Below are 21020 nucleotides of genomic sequence, written 5' to 3' on the forward strand. Positions count from 1 at the left end.
TCGCCATCGTCGAGGATGAGCTGCAGGTTGATGTCGGGATAGTGGTCGATGAACTCGTGGATTCGGTCCGTGAGCCAGGTCGACCCCAGGCCGACCGTCGTCGTCAGGCGCAGCGGTCCGGTCGGCTGCTCGGACGAATCCGCCAGCCGCGCCTTCACCGCCTCGAGCTTCATCGTGACGTCGTTCGCCGCGCGGAACAGGTGCTCGCCCTGCTCGGTCAGGATCAGGCCGCGGGCGTGACGATGAAACAGCGAGACGCCGAGTTCCTGCTCGAGCGCGCTGACCTGCCGGCTCACCGCCGACTGGCTCATGTTCAGCTTCTCGCCGGCATGGGTGAAGCTGCCCGCCTCCGCCACCGCGTGGAAGATGCGCAGCTTGTCCCAGTCCATGGTGCGGCCCTTGCCCGGCGCGAAAGAATTATTCGGCCGCTTCAGCGGTTTCTCCGGCATGCGCCAGATACCGCTCGGCCTCCAGTGCCGCCATGCAGCCGAGGCCGGCGCGGGAAATCAGGGGACCTTGGGTGCCGAGTTTCACGTTTTGCATCTGGGGGACGCTCCTGAATGGGGGGAAATGGCTGTTTTCCGGGACTTCTTCGATCCGACGGCCCCGGAGAGACCCACCATATATCTATGGACTGACAAAAATCAATATCTGTTATTTAGATTTTATTCTGCTTCGGGCTCTACCCGCCGTTCTGACGCCGTCTGGCCCTTGCGCCATCCCTCTTGTGCCTGACCGGGCGGGGCCTATATTCCGGCCCTATGAACGCTTTGGGCCCAAACCCTCTGGGGATCGACAAGCCGGCGGGGCAGACCCGCGTGGTGGTGGCCATGTCGGGCGGGGTGGATTCCTCCGTCACGGCAGCCCTTTTGCACGCCCAGGGCTTCGACGTGGTGGGCATCACCCTGCAGCTCTACGACCACGGCATGGCGCTGGCCAAGAAGGGCGCCTGCTGCGCCGGGCAGGACATCTACGACGCCCGCCAGGTGGCCGAGCGCCTGGGCATCCCCCACTACGTGCTGGACTACGAGAGCCGCTTCCGCGAGTCCGTCATCGACGACTTCGCCGACAGCTACCTGCGCGGCGAAACGCCGATCCCCTGCGTCAGCTGCAACCAGACGGTCAAGTTCGCAGACCTGCTCAAGACGGCGCGCGATCTCGACGCCGACGTTCTGGCGACCGGCCACTACGTGCGCTCCCGGGCCTCAGGCAACAAGCGCAGCCTCTACCGTCCGGCCGACCTGGACCGGGACCAGAGCTATTTCCTGTTCGCCACCACCCAGGAACAGCTCGACTTCCTGCGCTTTCCGCTCGGCGGCCTGCCGAAGTCGGAGGTGCGCGAGCTCGCCCGCAAGTACGGCCTTGCCATCGCCGACAAGCCGGACAGCCAGGACATCTGCTTCGTGCCGAACGGCAACTATGCCGACATCATCACGAAGCTGCGCCCGAATGCGGCACTTGCAGGAGACATCGTTCATGTTGACGGTCGCGTCCTCGGCCGCCACGACGGCATCCTGCGCTACACGATCGGCCAGCGGAAGGGCCTCGGCGTCGCCACCGGCGAGCCGCTCTACGTGGTCAAGATCGACGCGCGAACCCGTCGCGTCATCGTCGGCCCGCGCGAAGCGCTGGAAACGCACAAGGTTTTCCTGCGCCAGGTGAACTGGCTGGGCGACGGGCCGCTTGCCGAGCTTCCCGAAGGCGGCGTGGAGGTGTTTGCGAAGGTTCGTTCGACACGCCCGCCGCGCCCGGCGGTGCTGCATCACGAGAACGGCGCGACCTGGGTCGAACTGACGGAAGGCGAGGCCGGCGTTGCGCCGGGCCAGGCCTGCGTTCTGTATTCAGACGACGGGAACGAAGCGCGCGTCTATGGCGGCGGCTTCATCGAACGTTCGGAGCGCGGCACCGAAGCCGAGGCCCAATTGATGCGACTTACCACGATGGCCGAGCAAAACGCCTAACCCGGACGCATTTTCCGCACCGGTTCGGCAAAACGCCGAGATTATGAACGCGGTTGCACCGGTTCGCGTGCACTGCACGGCTGTTATTCGCCGCGAAAACGTCGCGCGTCAGCCATGTGTGACGGACCCCGCGGTGAGAATGCGCAAAACCTCGATGGCTTCCTCACCAGTGGTGCGCGGCTCGCTTCGGGTTTCGATGCACTTAAGAAAATGCTCCAGCTCGCGCGTCAGCGGCATCCCTTCGCCAACCTCCACATAGGTCGGTTCATTGGTCGTGAAGGCCCAATGGCCGCTGTCCTGCCAAACGGCGTGCCGATAGACGGCAAGTTTGCGCTCCCAGGGCTCCACATCGTCGAACACAGCCATCGCCTTGTCGCCAACCACCGTCAGCCGGCGCTCACGATAGGGATTGAGCCTCGAGGTAAACAGATGGCTGCGCAGTCCGCCGGGAAAACGCATATGCAAATGCGCGAAATCGCTCAAATGGTCGAGCAGCGCGGCGCCCTCGCCGCGCACCTCTTCCGGCGCCACGCCGGTGAGGGCAAGGATCATTGACAGATCGTGCGGCGCCAGATCCCACAGCGCATCGTTCTCGGTGTGAAATTTTCCCAGACCCAGCCTGTGGGAGTGGATATAGCGGATTTCGCCGAGGTCGCCCTGGTCGATCAGGGATTTGAGCTTTTCGAAAGCCGGATGGAAGCGGAGCACATGGCCGACCATGACGATGCGGCCGGTCTCCCGCGCCACAGCGACAGCGCGCTTGGCATCATCCACGGTCAGCGCAATGGGCTTTTCCACCAGGACGTCCTTGCCCGAGCGCATGGCCCGAATGGCATAGTCGGCGTGGAACTGCGGCGGCAGGGCCAAAACGATCGCATCGATATCGGCGTGTTCGAAAAGCGCTTCAGGGGAGATCGCCATGCAATCGTGCTCGCTGGCGAAGCCTTCGGCCCGTGCTTCATTGGCATCGGACACGGCGGCCAGAACCCCGAGAGACTTCAGCGTGCGAATGTGGTTGGAGCCCCAATAGCCACATCCGAGTACGGCAATACGCGGTTTCATCAAATCCTTCGCCCGAGATTTTGGCGCTGAAAACACATACAGACGCCGCCCCCGCGACTCAACCCTGCCCTTGCAAACCCGGTCGTTTCTTAAGGGAAATCGTCAGCCGCGACAAATTCCCCCAAGAAACGGGCGACGCCGCTTGACACAGCAGACACCGCCCCCTTATATCCGCGCGTCTTCGTGAGGCACCGGACACGGTTTTCACCTGATCCACAGCCTTCAGGCGGCGGAGTAGCTCAGTCGGTTAGAGCAGAGGAATCATAATCCTTGTGTCGGGGGTTCAAGTCCCTCCTCCGCTACCATCGTTCCCAATTCCCAGTATTGTAGCTTACAAATTCGGATCGGGTTTGCGGTTTCGGCCGGGATTGCCGGTCTAGCGTGAAGCCTTGTCCTTCTCTGTTTCATACTCAGACTGATCATTTCGTGTCATGCCGCTGGCTGCCCGTTGGTTGCCACGCTAGAGTCGGCTTTACCGAATAATGAGCGAAGCATAAGTTGGAAAATATGAGCGCACGCGGAAGTCGATTGGATGATGCCGCCCGGGCGGGATGGCTCTACTACGTCGCCGGCAACACGCAGGACCAGATTGCCTCGACGCTGGGGGTTTCGCGACAATCCGCGCAAAGACTCGTTTCGCTGGCAGTCTCCGAGGGACTGGTGCGGGTGCGCATCGATCATCCGATTGCTGGTTGTCTGGATCTCGCGCGCCGTCTCAAGGAACGCTTTGGCCTGCGGTTCACAGAAGTCGTTCCCAGCGATCCGGCATCGAGCTCGACAACGGTTGGCGTCGCCGAAGCGACCGCTGCTGAGATCGAACGCCATCTCCTTTCCCCCCAACCGATCGTCATGGCGGTCGGAACCGGACGGACCTTGAAAGCGGCGATTGAGCAACTGACGCCAATGGAATGTCCGCAGCATCGGATCGTTTCGCTCACCGGCAACATCGCACCGGACGGTTCGGCCGCCTATTACAACGTTATCTTCACCATGGCCGATACGGTGAAGGCCCGCAGTTTTCCAATGCCGCTGCCGGTCATCGTCTCTTCAGCGGAAGAGCGCAACCTGCTGCATGAGCAGCCGATGATCCGGCCAACGCTGGACCTGGCAAGAAAGGCGGACGTCACATTCGTCGGCATCGGCGACCTGACGCAAACAGCGCCAGTTTTCGAAGACGGTTTCATTTCCGGCGAAGAACTCGAAGCCATGCAAAAAGCCGGGGCAGTGGGGGAAATCGTCGGCTGGTCGTTCGATGCGCGCGGCGAACTGCTCAAGGGCGGCATGAACGAACGCGTCGCAAGCGCGCCACTGCCATCGTCGGAAACCTCGCTGGTCATCGCCGCGGCCATGGGTCCACGCAAGCTCCCGGCGATTAAGGCCGCCGTCACCCGGCACATCGTCAACGGATTGATCACGGATGAACGCACTGCGGCGGCCTTGTTGAACGCCGACTGATCCCTGCCCTCTTTTGCCGTTTCAATCCATGGGCACAGAGGGGCTTGACTTCCGGTCAAAGTGAGTATTTGCTCAAAAGAATAGCATTTGCTCAATTCTTTGGGAGGAGACCATGAGGGCGAAGCTTCTGGCCTTGATGACGTGTTCGGCAATGACAATCGCCGCAACAGCACAGGCGGAAACACTGACGATCGCAACCGTGAACAATGGCGACATGATCCGCATGCAAAAGCTTGCGGGTGCTTTCACGGAACAACATCCCGACATCGAACTCGAATGGGTGACGCTGGAGGAAAACGTGCTGCGCCAGCGCGTCACCACCGATATCGCGACCAAGGGCGGCCAATACGACATCATGACCATCGGCACGTACGAGGTGCCGATCTGGGCCGGGCAGGAATGGCTCGTGCCGCTCGATTTCGAGGCCGATTACGACGTCGACGATCTGCTGCCGGCGATCCGTGCGGGTCTCTCGGTTGATGAAACACTCTATGCCGCGCCCTTTTACGGCGAGAGCTCGTTCGTCATGTATCGCAAGGATCTTTTCGAGGAAGCGGGGCTCGAAATGCCCGAAGCTCCGACGTGGGATTTCATCGGCGAAGCTGCGCGCAAGATCACCGACAAGGACAACGAGGTCTACGGTATTTGCCTGCGCGGCAAGGCCGGCTGGGGCGAGAACATGGCGTTCCTCAGCGCAATGGCGAATTCGTTCGGTGCACGCTGGTTCGACATGGAATGGAAACCGCAATTCGATCAGCCCGAATGGAAGGACGCGCTCCAGTTCTATATCGATCTCATGAACGATGCCGGCCCTCCCGGCGCGTCCTCCAACGGTTTCAACGAGAACCTGGCGCTCTTCCAGACCGGAAAGTGCGGCATGTGGATCGACGCCACGGTTGCCGCTTCCTTCGTCAGCAATCCGGACGAAAGCCAGGTGGCGGACGATGTCGGTTTCGCGCTTGCACCCGACAAGGGACTCGGCAAGCGCGGCAACTGGCTGTGGGCCTGGTCGCTCGCCATCCCCGCCGGCTCACAGAAGACGGAAGCGGCGAAAACGTTCATCGCCTGGGCGACCAGCAAAGCCTACAGCGAACTGGTCGCCGAGGAGGAAGGCTGGGCCAATGTGCCGCCCGGTACGCGCACCTCGCTCTACGAGAACCCGTCCTATCAGGAAGCCGCACCGTTCGCCGAACTGACGCTCAAATCCATCCAGGCCGCCGACCCGACCAGTCCGACGGTCGAGGAAGTGCCTTATGTGGGTGTGCAGTTCGTCGCGATCCCCGAATTCCAGGGCATCGGAACGGCGGTCGGCCAACAGTTCTCGGCAGCCCTTGCCGGACAGGCCAGCGTCGATCAGGCGCTTTCCAACGCGCAGGCGCTAACCGAGCGCGAAATGCAAAAGGCGGGATACCCCAAGTAGCCCCGCCAGTTGCCGGAGCCGCTGTCGGCCCTCTCTCTCGACAACGGTTCCGGCCTTTTCCCTCGGTGAAACCCGGTGCCCCGGATCTGAAATTCGCAACGCGGCCTCCGTCCGACAGTGACGCGAACTTCAAATCCGACACGCCAATTTGAAGAGGCAAGCCCATGGCCACGCTGCAGACTCGCGCCAGCGCCCGGCTGATGATGACGCCGGCAGTCGTGCTGCTCCTTCTATGGATGGCCGTTCCGCTGGCCATGACGCTTTACTTCTCCATGCTGCGTTACAACCTTCTGATGCCCGGCATGGAAGAGTGGGCAGGGTTTCTGAATTACCGCTTTTTTCTCACCGATCCCGCATTCTTCACGGGCCTGTTGAACACACTGCTTCTGGTCGGCGGTGTGCTTGTGATCAGCGTCGGTGGTGGGATCCTGATGGCGCTTTTGCTCGACCAGCCATTTTTCGGGCAGGGCATTGTCCGCCTGATGGTGATCGCACCGTTCTTCGTCATGCCCACCGTATCGGCCCTGGTCTGGAAGAACATGCTTATGCATCCGGTGAACGGGCTGTTCGCCTGGATCGCCCGCACATTCGGCCTTCAGCCCATGGACTGGTTCGGCGAGGCGCCGCTTTTCTCGATCGTTCTGATCGTTTCGTGGCAGTGGCTGCCCTTCGCAACCCTGATTTTGCTGACGGCGCTTCAATCGCTCGACACCGAGCAAAAGGAGGCGGCGGAGATGGACGGGGCGGGCGCCATCTCGCGCTTCGTCTATATCGTGCTGCCTCATATGGCGCGTGCAATCACCGTTGTGGTGCTCATCGAAACCATTTTCCTGCTCTCCGTGTTCGCGGAAATCCTGGTGACCACGAATGGCGGACCGGGCGTGCAGACAACCACGGTGACCTATCTCGTCTATGTGCAGGCGCTCCTGCAGTTCGATGTGGGTGGGGCTTCCGCCGGCGGCATCGTTGCGGTGGTTCTGGCGAACATCGTCGCCATTTTCCTCATCCGTCTCATCGGCAAGAATCTGGAATAGGAGAGGATCGATGGCACGCGCCGTTTCCACACGCACCCGTCTCGTCTTCACCCTGATCGGCTGGCTCGTGGGCTTCCTCATCTTCTTTCCGATCCTGTGGACAGTGCTCACCAGTTTCAAATCGGAAGGCACCGCGATCGCCACACCGCCGCAGTTCCTGTTCTTCCAGTGGACGGCCGAAAACTATATCGAGGTGAACAGCCGGTCCGACTATCTCAAGCATTTTATGAATTCGGTGGTGATCTCGCTCGGGTCAACGCTGCTCGGCCTCGTGATCGCCATCCCGGCTGCCTGGGCGATGGCGTTCGCCCCCACCAAACGCACCAAGGACGTGCTTCTGTGGATGCTGTCGACGAAAATGCTGCCGGCAGTCGGCGTGCTGGTGCCGATCTATCTGCTGTTTCGCGATGCGGGGCTGCTCGACACGCGCATCGGTCTGACGTTCGTCCTGACCATGGCCAATCTGCCGATCATCGTGTGGATGCTTTACACCTATTTCCGCGAAATCCCCGGCGACATTCTCGAAGCGGCCCGTATGGACGGAGCCTCGCTCGCAAAGGAAATCATCTACGTGCTGACGCCCATGGCCGTTCCCGGCATAGCGTCGACGCTGCTGCTCAACATCATACTGGCCTGGAACGAAGCGTTCTGGACGCTCAACCTGACGGCTGCGAAAGCGGCGCCGCTGACGGCTTTCATCGCATCCTACTCGAGCCCCGAGGGGCTGTTCTGGGCCAAACTCTCGGCCGCTTCCACACTCGCCATCGCGCCGATCCTCATACTGGGATGGTTTTCGCAACGCCAGCTCGTGCGGGGACTGACCTTCGGCGCCGTCAAATAAGGAAACGCAACCATGGGGGAAATCCGCCTCGAAAAGGTCCATAAGGCGTTCGGCTCGACCGTCGTCATTCCCGAAATCGATCTTGAGATCGCCGACAATGAATTCGTCGTGTTCGTGGGCCCGTCGGGCTGCGGCAAGTCGACCCTGCTTCGGCTGATCGCCGGCCTGGAAGATACGACAAGCGGCCGGATCGTAATCGACGGCGAGGACATGACTGCGCGTTCGCCCGCCACGCGCGGCCTTTCCATGGTGTTCCAGTCCTATGCGCTCTATCCGCATATGAGCGTCTACAGGAACATTGCTTTCCCGCTGAAAATGGCGGGTGTCGAGAAGGCGGCAATCGACGAGAAGGTTCGCAATGCCGCCCGCATCCTGAACCTGAGCGATTATCTCGACCGCCGACCGGGCCAGCTTTCCGGCGGTCAGCGCCAGCGCGTGGCCATCGGCCGGGCGATCGTGCGCGAACCCAAGGCGTTTCTCTTCGATGAGCCGCTCTCGAATCTCGACGCGGCCCTGCGCGGGTCGATGCGTCTGGAGATCAGCGAACTCCACCATCAACTCCAGACGACGATGATCTACGTCACTCACGACCAGGTGGAGGCCATGACCATGGCCGACAAGATCGTGGTCCTGAATGCGGGGCGAGTCGAACAGGTCGGCTCGCCGCTGGAATTATACCGCAGTCCGCGAAACCTTTTCGTCGCGAGCTTCATCGGCTCGCCGCGCATGAATCTGATCAAAGGATCCGAAGCCGAAAAGCTCGGTGCGCCCACAGTGGGAATACGCCCGGAGCATCTGGAGATGTCGACGGCCAGCGGCCACTGGAAGGGAACCGTCGCGGTTGCCGAGCATCTTGGCTCCGACACGTTCCTCCATGTCGAGGTGGAGGGCTTGGGCCAGCTCACGGCGAGAGCCGATGGCGAGTTTGCGCTGCGCCATGGCGAGACTGTGTATCTGAGCCCTTCATCAGAACGTCTTCACCGTTTCGACGACGAGGGCAGCGCTCTGAACTGACGGCCTGGCGCACCAGTTAAATGAAGAAGGTGTTTGAAATGTATCTGGATAAACTCAAGCTCGATGGACGCATCGCCGTGGTCACGGGCGCCGGCCAGGGGATCGGCGCATGCTGCGCGCGCGCCCTCGCCGAAGCCGGTGCACATGTGATCGTTGTGGACATGCTGGCCGATCGCGTCGACGAAAGCGTTGCAGCGCTGAAGGCTCAAGGTTTATCGGCTGAAGGTTCAGTACTCGATGTCACCGATTCCGGTCAGGTCGATGCGGTGGCAAACGAGATCGCCAGCCGACATGGAAGCATCGACATTCTGGTCAACAATGCGGGTGTGGCAAAAAGCGACGTACCGGCAGAAGAAACCAGCGACGAGCACTGGCGCCTTCACATGGACGTCAATCTCGACGGACTGTTCTGGTGCTGCCGTGCATTCGGGCGGGCGATGCTCGAACGAGGAAGCGGCTCCATCGTCAATATCGGTTCAATGTCGGGCGTAATCGTCAACAAGCCTCAACCACAGGCATTCTACAACGCGTCCAAGGCGGCGGTGCACCAGCTCACCAAGTCGCTGGCTGCGGAATGGGGACGTCGTGGGGTGCGTGTCAATGCGGTGGCGCCCACCTACATCGAAACGCCACTAACCGCTTTCGGCATGACGGAAAATCCAGAAATGCATGCCACTTGGCTGGAAATGACACCGATGGGACGTGTCGGACAACCCGACGAGATCGCGTCCGTGGTGCATTTCCTCGCCTCGGACGCGGCCAGTCTGATGACCGGCTCGATCGTGATGGCGGATGGCGGCTATTCGTGTTGGTGAGGAGAGCGTGACCAAAGTCCCCTGCGAGGCGGCGGTCGGGCTCGTCATCTTCGACTGCGACGGCGTTCTTGTGGACAGCGAACCGCTCTCCATGCGGGTCCTGTTGCAAACCGTCGCCGAGAACGGAGCGCATATCGATCCAGACACGGCCTATGAACTGTTCCTCGGTCGTAGTCTCGGCACCATCACCTCGTTGCTCAAAACGGATTTCGATGTCGATCTCGATGAGATCGCACTTGAGCGCATGCGAGACAATCTCTATACGGCCTTTCGCGCCGAATTGCAGGCGGTGGCGGGCGTTCGGGAAGCGCTCGACGAATTGTCGATATCCCGTTGTGTCGCCTCCTCCAGCCAGCCCGAACGCATTCGATTGTCGCTTGGCGTGACAGGGCTTCTCGACCGTTTCGAACCGCATATCTTCAGCGCGACGATGGTCGCGAACGGCAAGCCAGCACCCGATCTCTTTCTATTGGCGGCCCACTCGATGGGCATCGAGCCGGCACGGTGCGTTGTTGTGGAGGACAGCCCCGCCGGTATCGAAGCCGCACACCGCGCGGGCATGCGTGTTCTATGCTTTGCCGGAGCATCCCATGCGGATTCGCAGGCACATCGCGATGTTCTGAACCGCTTGGAGCCCGACGTGATTTTTGACAGGATGCAGCAACTGCCGGACCTTCTTGTCCAGCTGGAGAAAGCAGGCATTTTTCAGTCGGATGGAAACACCTGACGTTGGTGGAAATACGAAACGCAGATAGATAGGAGCGTCCTTTGCAAGTCCGAACGGACGCACAGCGCTCCAAAGAGAGATTTGATGCGCGATCTTGTGGTGGCGGTGGACATAGGCACAGGCAGCGCCCGCGCCGGTGTACTTGACCGAGAGGGGAAACTGTTGGGTCGGGCCGAGAACCCGATCAAGATGAACCAGCCGGCAGCGGATTTTGCCGAACAGGATTCGGAAGATATCTGGAACGCGGCATGCACCTCGGTGCGAACTGCCCTGGAGCGCGCCGACGCCGCCCCCGAACAGATCGCCGGGATCAGTTTCGACGCCACCTGCTCCCTGGTCGTGCGTGGTCGAGATGGCGAACAGGTCAGCGTTTCGCCGGACGAAGAGCCACGCTGGGACACGATCGTCTGGCTGGATCATCGCGCTCTGGCAGAGGCGGACGCCTGCACCGCCACCGGGCACCGCGTGCTCGACTACATCGGCGGGGTGATGTCGCCGGAGATGCAGACACCGAAACTGATGTGGCTAAAGCGTAATCTGCCCGAGCGCTGGAACGCTGCTTGCCATTTCTTCGATCTCGCCGATTTTCTGACCTGGAAAGCGTCGAGCAGTCTTGCCCGCTCGCAATGCACGCTCACCTGCAAATGGACCTATTTGGCGCATGAGACGCCTGGCTGGCAGCACGATTTCTTCGAAACCGTCGGCTTAGCCGACATGATCGAACGTGGGCAACTGCCCGAGCGCGCAAGCCCGATCGGCACGGATCTCGGGCCCCTTACTTCGGAAGCAGCCAACGCGCTCGGCCTGACGGAGCGTTGTCGTGTTGGGGCCGGACTCATCGACGCGCATGGCGGCGCGCTCGGTGTGCTCGGCGGTTTTGCCGGTGATGTCGACAGCATCGACAGGCACATGGCCCTGATCGCCGGCACGTCCAGTTGCGTGATGGCCTTTTCGCGCGAGGCCCGTCCCGTGCCGGGTGTCTGGGGGCCATATCTTGGTGCGGCGCTGCCCGATTGCTGGCTGGGTGAAGGCGGCCAGTCCGTATCGGGAGCTCTTCTCGATCACATTATTCGCTGGCACGCAGCCGGCGGTGAGCCGAATGCGCAAATGCACCGGCGCATCTGCGACCGTGTCATGGAATTGCGCGCGGCTGAAGGATATGAGCTCGGCGCGCGTTTGCACGTCCTGCCCGATTTCCACGGCAATCGGTCGCCGCTGGCCGATCCCCACGCGGTCGGCGTTATATCGGGGCTGACACTCGACGCTTCGTTCGACAGCCTTTGCCGCCTTTACTGGCGCACCGCCGTCGCCATCGCTTTCGGCATTCGCCACATACTCGACACGCTCAACGACCGGGGTTACGGGATCGACACGCTGCACGTGACCGGCGGGCATATAAAAAACCCGCTTCTGATGGAGCTTTACGCGGATGCAGCCGGGTGCACCGTCGTCGAGCCCGGGGCGGAGGACGCGATGCTTCTGGGAACCGGGATGGTGGCCGCCATGGCTGCCGGACTGTATCCGAGCCTGGCCGAAGCCTGTGTCAACATGGCCCAGGAAGGCACGACACGAAAGCCCGACCCCATCGCCCGCCGGCGCTTCGATCGCGATTATCGCGTCTTTCTGGAAATGCACAAGCAACGCCAGGCACTCGACGCCATCACAGCGGATTGACCATTCGATCATCGCCCGGCCGAACGCCCGCTTCTTGCTGCATGAGAACGCAGCGCCTTCCGCATCGGGGTCGAACGATTTCAATGGATCGGAAACTCGGAGCCGCAAAGCCGGAGCCCATTGGCGCGTCTCGTACAGTCCTTGTTCCAACGGAAAGCCAGTCCAAAACTCTCTCTGCCCCCATGAACCGAGAACCTATGAGTTCGGCAGGCCGCATATCGACAATCCATAAGGATGTCATCAGCCGGCCGCTTGCGCTTTGGTATTCGGGTTTCCGATCAGCCAGACTGGATCGCCGCGGCCACGAATTCCATGTGAATGCGCTGCGCCGTAGCGGCCCCGGCCACGTCCCGCGTCGCGATCGCATCGAAAATGCGCTGATGCTGTTCGCCCAAAGCGCGCATCACGGCCGGCTTGTTTGTTTCGGCCCGCCGATCGCGCCAGCCGGCTTCGCGTCGCATTTCGCGGATCATGGCGTAGAACTCCAGAAACAGAGCATTCCCGGCTAACTCGGCGATGCGATAGTGAAAGACTTCATCCGCCAAATCGTATTCCTGCGGGGTCCGCGCATCGCGGGATCTTCGCATCAAAACTTCAAGCTGCGCGATATCGGCATCGTCGCTGTGAATGGCCGCCAGCTCGGCGAGGCGCGGTTCGATCTGATGACGCACATCCATCAATTGGCCGAGGGTGAGCTTTCCCGCCAACAAGCGATGACGGCCCTTGTCCGGCGGCGGTGGAGGCGTGACGAAAGTCCCCTGCCCGCGGCGCCGGAATACGGTGCCGCGCCTTTGCAATTCATCGAGAGCCAGCCGCAAACGACGACGCGGCACGCCTAGCATTTCGCTCAGCGTTCTTTCCGCTGGCAAGCGCCCCCCCTCTCGCGCAGCCGCCGTCAGAACGGGCGTCAAGGCCGCGATGATTGCAGGAAGATCGTCAGAGGGTTGATCCATGCTAGCTCGCGATCAGATCGATGAACATACGCATCGATGTAATCAGCAGAAAGGCGCCAAAGGCAAGGCGCAACGCCCGGCGGGGAATCGCATGCGCCAATTTCACACCGAGTTGCGAAAACGTCATCGTCAGGGGGATGATGACGATGGCCGCAAGCAGATTGACGTAACCGAGCGAGAATGGCGGCAGCCCGTCGTTGCCCAAACCGCTCAACGCATAAATGATCGCGCCGGGAAGACCGATGATGAATCCGATTGCGGCCGATGTGCCGACCGCGCGTCGAATATCGTAACCCAGGAAGTTCAAAAGGGGCACGCCGATCGTGCCACCGCCGATTCCCATCATCGCGCTGATCCCGCCGGCGAAGACACCGAAGGCTGCCCACACGGGTTTCGAAAAGTCTCTCGGCTCCGGATCGGCGCGGCCTTTGCGCAAAATCATATCGGCCGACACGGCCAACGCCACGGTTGCAAAAACCGCAATCAGCACATTGCCCGATACATGCCCCCCCGCAAGACTGCCCAGGACCACTCCGACGAGGAGCGACGGTGCCCACAGCCTGATCAACCCGGTATCGATGGCCTCCCTGCGATAGTGGCCCCAGCCCGACGACAGGGACGTGAAAACGATGGTCGCGAGCGACGTCCCGACGGCAACCTTCATGGTCAGTTCAGGATCCATGCCGGTCAGCGTCAGCGCGAAATAGAGCGCCGGGACGATGACGATCCCGCCGCCAACGCCCAGAAGCCCGGCAAGTATGCCCCCACCGATACCGGCACCGACCGCGACAGCCGCAAGTTCAATCAGCGCAGTGGTCGAAATCCCGTCCATGGGTCAGTCCTTTGCTATCGCCTTGCATGGCGGGGTTCGTGGCGCTGTCCGGCGGGCTCGCCGCGAATTCGCAGTCGCGAACCATGAACAACGTGGCGTGAAAATGCAGGAACGACATTCAGCGCCCCACGGCATAGGCTTGCATCAGGCGGGGAGTCGCGGCGGCCGTCATCATTCCATCCGGATCGCGCCGCGCAGCAGTCAGCCGACCGATGCTCCAAGGTTCAGAAACGACAATCTTATGCCCACGCGCGCGCAACTCGGCGATCGTCTTATCGCCGAGATTGGGCTCGACCATCAATTCTCCCGGTTTCGCTTCACGCGGATAGAAGCTGCTCTGGAAATGGGTCGTGTGGAAAAGCGGTGCATCCATTCCCTGCTGCATAGACAAACCGTGGTGGACATAACGCAAAAACCAGATGAGCTGCCATTGGTCCTGTTGATCACCGCCCGGCGTTCCGAAGGCCAGTCGGATCCCATCCTTGTCTGCCATCGACGGGGTCAGGGTGGTGCGCGGGCGTGATCCGGGCCGCAAGGAGGTCGGCAGTCCGTTGCGAAGCCAGAACATCTGAGCGCGGCTGTTCAAGGGAAAACCCAAGCCGGGAACGACCGGATTGGATTGCAGCCAACCGCCCGAAGGGGTCGCGCTGACCATGTTGCCCCAGCGATCGATGACGTCGAGATGCACCGTGTCGCCCCGGCGTTCGGTTAAATGCGACATGGTCGGTTCCCCAGCGCTGGCGCCGCGTGCGGCATTGAAGTCGGCCGCGGCGCGCGCGACGGCATCCTCTGCCAGACGTTCCAATCCGGGAATGCGGCCCGGGCGTTGTTCCAGGCTGGCCTCGTCCGAGATCAGCCGGGCGCGTTCGGCGGCATAGTCGCGCGAAAGCAAGGTTTCGAGCGGAATGTCGAAATGGTCGGGATCGCCGTAATAAGCCTCGCGATCAGCATAGGCCAGCTTCATCGCCTCGGTCACCGTGTGAACGAAATCCGCCCCCATGGGATCCATCGCCGCCACGTCGAAATGTTCGAGAATTCTCAGCGCCTGCAGCAGTACAGGTCCCTGCGACCATGGCGCGGTCTTGTGCACTTGCCAGCCATGATAGTCGACCGAAACCGACTCCTCCCAACGCGCCTGCCAGTCAGCCAAGTCCTGGCGCGACAAGACTCCGGAATGGGCCTCCCCCGACACATCCATGACCGAAGCCTCTGCCAGAAAATCGCAGATCGCATCGGCGACGAAACCCTGCGACCAGGCCTTGCGCGCGGCATCGATGCGGGCTTCGCGCGTATCGCCGCGCGCCGCGTCGGCAAGCCGCTGATAGGTTGCCGCGAGATCCGGGTTGCGGAACAGCGCCCATGGCTGCGGCGCGGCATCGCCCGGAAGCCACGTTGCCGCGCTGCTCGGCCATTCGCTGCGAAAGAAATCGGCCAATCCGGCAATCGTGTTGGCCACACGCGGCAGAACGGGGTGGCCGTCGCGCGCATAGGCGATGGCAGGCGCCATGACATCGGCCGGTTCCATGCTGCCGTGGTCGCGCAGCATCAGCATCCAGCCGTCGAAGGCACCGGGAACGACCGTCGCGAGCAAGCCCGATCCGGGAATCAATCCATTGCCGAACTGACCACGATAATGCTCCATGGTGGCCCCGCCTGGGGCAACGCCCTGTGCGCACAGAACGCGGGTTTCATCCGTCCCGGACAGATGGATGATGGCCGGCAGATCGCCTGCCGGGCCGTTGAGATGCGGCTCGACGACCTGCAAGACGAGCGCGGTTGCGACCGCAGCGTCAAAGGCATTGCCTCCTTTTTCCAGAATGCCCATTCCCGTGCTGGAAGCGATCCAGTGGGTAGAGGCAACGGTTCCGAAAGTGCCGCGGATGTCGGGGCGCGTGGTAAAGTCGTTCATATCTGTCCCTGTCGGTCATTCTTCGCGTGGGTCGAGCGCATCGCGCAGCCCATCGCCCAGAAGGTTGAATCCCAGCACCACGAGGAAAATCGCGATGCCCGGCCACATGGCCATCCACGGGGCCTGAGTCATAAAGCCCTTGGCCACGTTCAACATTGCTCCCCAACTCGGCGCTGGCGGCTGCTGGCCGAGCCCAAGAAAGGAGAGCGAAGCCTCGGCAATGATTGCACTTGCAATGGTCAAGGTCGCCTGCACCAGAACAGGAGGCAGGACATTCGGAAAGATATAGCGGCGCAGGATGACCGGGGTGGAAAGGCCGATCGCATGGGCACTTTCCACATAATCCTCGGCGGCAACGCTGATTGCCTGCCCACGTGTCAAACGAATGAAGACGGGGGTTGCGGCAATGCCGATGGCGATCATCGCGTTGGTCAGAGACGGCCCCAGGAAGGCCGCCAGGGCGATGGCAAGGATCAGGAACGGAATCGCCAGCAACGCCTCGGTGCAGCGTGAAATCACAGCGTCGACCCATCCACCGAAATAGCCTGCGAGAATGCCGAAAGGCACGCCAATGGCGATAGCGATCGCAACCGAAACCACACCGGCCATCAACGAGGCGCGCGCGCCCCATATCATCCGCGAAAGCTGATCGCGGCCCAGTTCGTCCGTGCCCAGCCAATGGGCCGTCGAAGGCGGCTGCCGTATGGCCGACCAGTCGGCCGCGGCAGGATCGGAAATGGGCAGATAAGGTGCGGCCAGAGCCAGCACTATGAAAACGAGCACCAGTGCAGCGCCGAATGTCGCGCTGCGATGGTTCCGCAATTTGCGCCAGACCCTGCTTTGCGGACGGCGAGCCAGAACGGGGTCGGCAACGGTTTGTGTCATCAGCCGACCCTCAAACGCGGATTCAGGAGCACATAGGCGGCATCGGCAATCAGGTTCATCAGGATGAAGCCAAGCGCCGTCACCAAAACCACCCCCTGAACGACCGCGTAATCCCGATTGAACACCGCGTCGACAACCATTTTTCCGAACCCCGGAATGGTAAAGATCTGTTCGGTCAGAACAGCTCCGGCGATCAGTTCACCAAACAGCAACGCGGCCAGCGTGACGACCGGCGTCAAGGCATTGCGAAAGGCGTGATGCATGATCACGGTGCGTTCGGCCAAGCCTTTCGCACGCGCGGTGCGCACATAATCCTGGCGCAACACCCCAAGCATGGCCGAGCGCGTATGCCGCATCAGCGAGGCCGCCAGCGCGGTGCCAAGAACGAACGCCGGCATCAGCATTGTGCGGATCGATTGCAGCGGATCCTCGGTCAGCGGAACATATCCCGATGCTGGCAAAAGTCGCCATTTGACCGAGACAAGCAGGATCAACATGATCCCCAGCCAGAAATTCGGGATCGACAAACCCGATAACGCGACCACATTGGCCACATAATCGGTCACCGTTCCCTTGCGTATGGCCGAAACGATGCCCGCCGGAATACCGATCACCGCAGCAAAAACCATCGACATCACCGCCAATTGGATCGTCACCGGCAGTTTCGACAAGACCATCTCCGTCACGGGCAGGCCGGTTCGGATCGATTGTCCCAGATCACCTCGGACCGCGTCGCCGACCCACATCAGGTACTGCATCCAGATCGGATCGTTCAGATGATACAATTCACGCAAGCGTTCCAGCGTTTCGGGATCGCGATCTTCGCCGGCCAACGCCAACACCGGATCGCCGGGCAACATCTTCTGCAGGGCGAAGACGAAGATCGAAATCAGTATCAGCGTCGGAATGGCAATCAGCACGCGGCGGGCAAGATAGGACAACATATCCTGAGGCCTTTTCTCTAAACGGCCCGGCCGGCGCTGGAGCCGGCCGGGCCATCATGTCACTGGGACAAGGACACCCCCTCCAGGCGGATCATTCCATCCGGGCTGGGGGTAAAGCCTTCAACCTTGTTGGACACACCGTAAAGCCACGCTTCGTTGTAGATATAGAACAGCGGCTTGTCGGCCATCAGGATTTCATTTGCCTGGTGATACAATGCCTTGCGCTTGTCCACGTCGCTCACGGAGCGGGCTTCGGCGAGAATTTCATCCACTTTCTCGTTGGAATATTTGCCGTCGTTGAAGCCGCCGCCGGTGGTGACAAAACCGTAGATGTTCCCATCCGGATCGATACGGCCCGACCACCCGACCTGACTGGCTTCGAAATCACCCGCTGCCTGATCCGACAACATGGTGGCGAATTCCTTGGCGGCGATGGTGATCTGGATGCCCGCCTCGGCCGCCATGGCCTGAATCATCTGGACGACCTGCTGGTTCTCTGGCCGGTTCGGCGCCTGAATCTCAAGGGTCAATCCATCTTCATAACCGGCCTCGGCTATAAGCGCCTTGGCTTTCTCGATGTCGCGTTCCGGCACCGGGTAAGCGGGATCGAAGAACGGACTGGCAGCGGATACGAACTGGCTGGCCGGGGCATTGAGACCCGAGAACACGACCTGATTGATCGCGTTGCGGTCGATGGCCAATGAGAGGGCCTCACGCAACCGAGCGTCCTGCCCGAACGGATTGTCGGCCCTGTCGCCATTGGTGGTGTTGAAGGTGATGCCCTGGTAGCCGAGCCCGTCTGCACGACCGTAACTCAACTGATCGCTGCCCTTGACGGTCTCCACATCGGTCGCGGCGAGCCGGTTGATCAGATCCAGATCGCCCGATTGAAGATTTGCCAGACGCACCGTCGAATCCGGGATCGGCAGATAGGACACCGCGTCCAGCGAGATTGCGTCGGCATTCCAGTAGTCGGCGAATTTTTCCAGCTCGATTTTGTCCTGCGCGACGCGGTTCTTGAACATGAACGGACCGGAGCAGACCGGGCCGGCCGCGACATCCCCCTCGAAGCTGGCAGGCGAGAGCATCATGCCGGACCGGTCGGCGAGCTGTGCGAGCAAAGGCGCATCCGGAGCAGATAAATGCAGTTTGATATGGGTTGCATCGACCACCTCGACCGACTCGATCGAGCTGACCTCGGATTTGCGCACGCTGTCCTCCAGCGTTTGCGAGCGTTCAATATTGGCTTTTACAGCCTCGCCGTCAAAGGGGGTCCCATCATGGAAGACCACGCCCTCGCGCAGAGTCATATCGATCGTCTTGCCATCCTCACTGACCGTCCATTCGGTCGCCAGTTGCGGAACCAGTTCCAGCTTGGGCGTGACGTCGATCAGTTTGTCGCAAAGAGCGGTAAAAACAATACGGCCGACAAAGGTGCGGCTTTTGTCGGGATCCAGCGCATCGGGGTCGCTCTCCAGACCGATGCGCAAAGTCTGCGCCTGCGCGCCCACCACCGTCGTTCCCATAACGGCAGCAAGCAACATCGCTTTGCGGATGTTCATTTTGCATTCTCCTGTTGCGTTTCTTTTGCTTTTTCAGCTTCTTCCAACGCCTCGCGGTACAAACGAAAGCGTTCATTGGCTCCGGCGCTGCGTATCGCTGGCGGCGGGGCGTAATCGTCGGCGCGGGCAATCTCGCTCCAACGGATACAGGCAACTTCAGTCCCGGCCTGCGTGCGCTCCAGCACGGGCCGCACTTCGGCGCATCGGGGTTCGACAAAGGGGCAACGTGTGCGAAAATGACAACCCGAAGGCGGAGCCAGCGGGCTTGGCGTTTCGCCCTCCAGGCCGGCCGCGCCCGATCCTCCCTCAGGGCCCGGGATCGCCGACAACAGCGCGCGAGTATAAGGGTGATGGGGTGCATTGAAGATCGCGTCGGTGGACCCCGTCTCCACAATTCGTCCCAGATACATGACCGCAAGTCGGTCGCTCATTTGTCGAATGACGGCGAGATCGTGTGCGATGACAATAAGTGTGAGACCAAGCCGGTCGCGCAAATCCGACAGCAGATTGACGACCTGTGCCTGCACGCTGACGTCCAACGCACTGACGGGCTCGTCTCCAATCAGGACTTTCGGCCCAGATGCCAGCGCACGCGCAATTCCGATCCGCTGCCTTTGCCCGCCACTGAACTCGTGCGGATAACGGTCCATGTGTTCAGGCCGCAATCCCACCTGGGACAGCAAACGCGCCACTTCTGCACGCCGCTCGGCGGCGGTGAGTTCGGGACGGTGGGCCTCGAGCGGTTCGCCCACCAGCCGGGCGACGGACAGGCGGGGATTCAAGGATGAAAACGGATCCTGGAAAATAAACTGCACATCACGCCGCAGGTCGCGCAAATCCCGCTGCGAGACCGACGCCATATCGTGGCCCGCAATGTCGATGCTGCCCTCTGTCGGTTCGAGCAACCGCACCAAAAGACGGGCCAAGGTCGACTTCCCGCAGCCGGATTCTCCCACGATTGCGAACGTCTCACCTTGATGAACGGTCAAATCGACCCCGTCCACCGCGTGCAACAATTTCGGCGCCGTCAGGATGCCACCGCCGATCGGGAAGCGTTTGGCCAGCCCCTTCACCTCGACAATCACCTGGTTCATGCGACGCTCCGCAATGTGCTTTCCAGCGGTGCGAAATGGCAGGCGACGAAGTGCGCCGGAGAGATCTCCGCCAACTCCGGTGTTTCAACACAGTTCCGCTTTGCAAACGGGCAACGCGTGGCGAAGCGGCAGCCTTTCGGCATGGTTTCGATCGAAGGCACGATACCGGGAACCGTCGCCAACCTGCTGCGCGGACCGCGCAGAGCCGGAATCGAAGACATAAGCCCGATCGTGTAAGGGTGCTGGGGGTCGGAGAAAATGGCATCTGCAGGGCCGTATTCGACAACGCGGCCCGCATACATCACCGCAACCGTCGTCGCCGTCTCGGCCACCACGCCCAGATCGTGCGTGATCAGGATCGTGCCCATCTGCCCGCCCGATTGCAGTTCCGCGATCAGTTCGAGAATCTGTGCCTGAATGGTGACATCCAGCGCCGTGGTCGGCTCGTCCGCGATCAGAAGATCGGGGTTGTTGATCAGCGCCATCGCGATCATCACGCGTTGCCGCATGCCGCCCGACATCTGATGCGGATAGTCCCGCATTCTGCGTTCGGCCGCCGGGATGCCGACACGGCGCAACATCTCCAACGCCTCCGCGCGGCCATCCCCCTTGTTGTGCCTGCGCCATCCCTCGGCGATCTGATCGCCTATCCTGTGCGCAGGGTTGAGGCTCGACATCGGTTCCTGGAAGATCATTCCAATGCGCCGTCCGCGCAATTTCGCCAACGCGTCCTGATCCGTCAGGTTGATCCGCTGCCCATCGAAGTCCAGCTCTCCCGCAAGGGAAGCGCGCAGCTTTGGCGGCAAAAGCCCCATGACGGCAAGCGAGTCAGGCTCTT

At 61.3% G+C, this 21020-nt stretch carries 20 protein-coding genes and 1 tRNA gene; 10 read left to right on the top strand and 11 right to left on the bottom strand.

All coding sequences use genetic code 11. The features are described 5' to 3' along the window. Both QZ638_RS13785 and QZ638_RS13790 read right to left on the bottom strand, forming a co-directional pair. A partial coding sequence (locus QZ638_RS13785) for a LysR family transcriptional regulator (protein WP_295811505.1) occupies positions 1-389 on the bottom strand: 389 nt, incomplete at its 3' end. A gap of 28 nt (positions 390-417) precedes the next feature. After that, positions 418-543: a hypothetical protein gene (locus QZ638_RS13790; protein ID WP_295811453.1), complete on the bottom strand. Its 126-nt coding sequence runs from the start codon at positions 541-543 to the stop codon at positions 418-420. Between the two features lie 218 nt (positions 544-761). Between QZ638_RS13790 and mnmA the strand changes: the two genes are divergently transcribed. Next, complete coding sequence (gene mnmA, locus QZ638_RS13795; protein WP_295811454.1) at positions 762-1961, top strand: tRNA 2-thiouridine(34) synthase MnmA; 1200 nt, start codon at positions 762-764, stop codon at positions 1959-1961. Positions 1962-2069: 108 nt separating this feature from the next. Here the strand turns inward: mnmA and QZ638_RS13800 are convergent, their stop codons facing one another. Then, entirely contained in the window at positions 2070-3023 is a 954-nt protein-coding gene (locus tag QZ638_RS13800; protein WP_295811457.1) for a Gfo/Idh/MocA family oxidoreductase, read from the bottom strand. A 228-nt stretch (positions 3024-3251) separates the two neighbouring features. Between QZ638_RS13800 and QZ638_RS13805 the strand changes: the two genes are divergently transcribed. The 9 genes from QZ638_RS13805 (at position 3252) to QZ638_RS13845 (ending at position 12003) form a co-directional block, all read left to right on the top strand. After that, positions 3252-3328 (top strand) — tRNA-Met (locus tag QZ638_RS13805). A gap of 202 nt (positions 3329-3530) precedes the next feature. Next, positions 3531-4478, top strand: a complete 948-nt coding sequence (locus QZ638_RS13810) for a sugar-binding transcriptional regulator (protein ID WP_295811460.1) — start codon at positions 3531-3533, stop codon at positions 4476-4478. A gap of 112 nt (positions 4479-4590) precedes the next feature. Beyond that, entirely contained in the window at positions 4591-5898 is a 1308-nt protein-coding gene (locus QZ638_RS13815) for a sugar ABC transporter substrate-binding protein (protein ID WP_295811461.1), read from the top strand. 164 nt (positions 5899-6062) lie between these two features. Further along, positions 6063-6932 carry a carbohydrate ABC transporter permease gene (locus QZ638_RS13820; RefSeq protein WP_295811464.1) on the top strand — a complete coding sequence of 290 codons (870 nt, stop codon included), beginning with the start codon at positions 6063-6065 and terminating at the stop codon, positions 6930-6932. 10 nt (positions 6933-6942) lie between these two features. Beyond that, positions 6943-7773, top strand: coding sequence for a carbohydrate ABC transporter permease (locus QZ638_RS13825; RefSeq protein ID WP_295811467.1), 831 nt, complete (start codon positions 6943-6945; stop codon positions 7771-7773). A 12-nt stretch (positions 7774-7785) separates the two neighbouring features. Next, a complete protein-coding gene (locus QZ638_RS13830; protein ID WP_295811471.1) occupies positions 7786-8787 on the top strand; it encodes an ABC transporter ATP-binding protein in 1002 nt (333 codons plus the stop codon). 38 nt (positions 8788-8825) lie between these two features. Continuing rightward, the gene (locus QZ638_RS13835; protein ID WP_295811473.1) at positions 8826-9602 is read left to right on the top strand and encodes an SDR family oxidoreductase; all 777 of its coding nucleotides are present in this window, start codon (positions 8826-8828) and stop codon (positions 9600-9602) included. A gap of 7 nt (positions 9603-9609) precedes the next feature. Further along, complete coding sequence (locus tag QZ638_RS13840) at positions 9610-10329, top strand: HAD family hydrolase (RefSeq protein ID WP_295811475.1); 720 nt, start codon at positions 9610-9612, stop codon at positions 10327-10329. Positions 10330-10413: 84 nt separating this feature from the next. Beyond that, the gene (locus QZ638_RS13845) at positions 10414-12003 is read left to right on the top strand and encodes an FGGY-family carbohydrate kinase (protein ID WP_295811477.1); all 1590 of its coding nucleotides are present in this window, start codon (positions 10414-10416) and stop codon (positions 12001-12003) included. 278 nt (positions 12004-12281) lie between these two features. Here QZ638_RS13845 and QZ638_RS13850 read toward each other — a convergent pair whose 3' ends face one another. The 8 genes from QZ638_RS13850 to QZ638_RS13885 form a co-directional block, all read right to left on the bottom strand. Then, positions 12282-12956, bottom strand: a complete 675-nt coding sequence (locus tag QZ638_RS13850; RefSeq protein WP_295811481.1) for an FCD domain-containing protein — start codon at positions 12954-12956, stop codon at positions 12282-12284. Position 12957: 1 nt separating this feature from the next. Beyond that, positions 12958-13788, bottom strand: a complete 831-nt coding sequence (locus QZ638_RS13855) for a sulfite exporter TauE/SafE family protein (protein ID WP_295811485.1) — start codon at positions 13786-13788, stop codon at positions 12958-12960. A 118-nt stretch (positions 13789-13906) separates the two neighbouring features. Beyond that, entirely contained in the window at positions 13907-15697 is a 1791-nt protein-coding gene (locus QZ638_RS13860; RefSeq protein WP_295811488.1) for a gamma-glutamyltransferase family protein, read from the bottom strand. Between the two features lie 15 nt (positions 15698-15712). Continuing rightward, a complete protein-coding gene (locus QZ638_RS13865; RefSeq protein WP_295811491.1) occupies positions 15713-16582 on the bottom strand; it encodes an ABC transporter permease in 870 nt (289 codons plus the stop codon). Next, positions 16582-17526 carry an ABC transporter permease gene (locus QZ638_RS13870; RefSeq protein ID WP_295811494.1) on the bottom strand — a complete coding sequence of 315 codons (945 nt, stop codon included), beginning with the start codon at positions 17524-17526 and terminating at the stop codon, positions 16582-16584. Before QZ638_RS13870 ends, QZ638_RS13865 begins: the two co-directional genes overlap by 1 nt. Positions 17527-17585: 59 nt before the next feature. Further along, a complete protein-coding gene (locus QZ638_RS13875) occupies positions 17586-19088 on the bottom strand; it encodes an ABC transporter substrate-binding protein (RefSeq protein ID WP_295811497.1) in 1503 nt (500 codons plus the stop codon). Beyond that, positions 19085-20182, bottom strand: a complete 1098-nt coding sequence (locus tag QZ638_RS13880) for an oligopeptide/dipeptide ABC transporter ATP-binding protein (protein ID WP_295811500.1) — start codon at positions 20180-20182, stop codon at positions 19085-19087. Before QZ638_RS13880 ends, QZ638_RS13875 begins: the two co-directional genes overlap by 4 nt. Next, positions 20179-21020: ABC transporter ATP-binding protein (locus QZ638_RS13885; RefSeq protein WP_295811502.1), on the bottom strand; the 842-nt coding region annotated here is incomplete at its 5' end. The genes QZ638_RS13880 and QZ638_RS13885, both read right to left, overlap by 4 nt.

Source organism: uncultured Nitratireductor sp., assembly GCF_913053745.1.
Classification (GTDB): domain Bacteria; phylum Pseudomonadota; class Alphaproteobacteria; order Rhizobiales; family Rhizobiaceae; genus Nitratireductor.